Annotated in this window: 1 pseudogene; it reads left to right on the plus strand. The window is 44.8% G+C overall.

Annotated features, from left to right (window positions below):
• Positions 1–355, plus strand: a pseudogene (locus EGI31_RS14330) (hypothetical protein); the annotation flags it as partial.

The raw sequence follows: 355 nt of genomic DNA on the forward strand, positions 1-355 counted from the left end.
ACGGTCTTGGAAATAATACCACCGCAAACATCTCAGCTCCAGGAACTTATATCGTGGCCGTTACTGCTGCGAACGGTTGTGTCACGAATGACACCACGATTGTTATTCAAAATATCACTGCTCCAACGGTTTCAATCGCCGGAACAGATACTTTGACTTGTGCCTTAACATCTGTTACCAGAACTGCCTCAGGCGGAGTTTCTTATGCTTGGTCTAATGGTCTTGGAAATATTGCCTCTGCAAATATTTCAACACCTGGAACTTATTTCGTGGCCGTTACTGCTGCCAATGGTTGTGTAACGAATGACACCACAGTTGTAAGTCAAAATATCACCGCTCCAACCGTTTCGATTGC

The sequence above is a fragment of the Lacihabitans soyangensis genome, assembly GCF_024343775.1.
Lineage (GTDB): Bacteria > Bacteroidota > Bacteroidia > Cytophagales > Spirosomataceae > Leadbetterella > Leadbetterella soyangensis.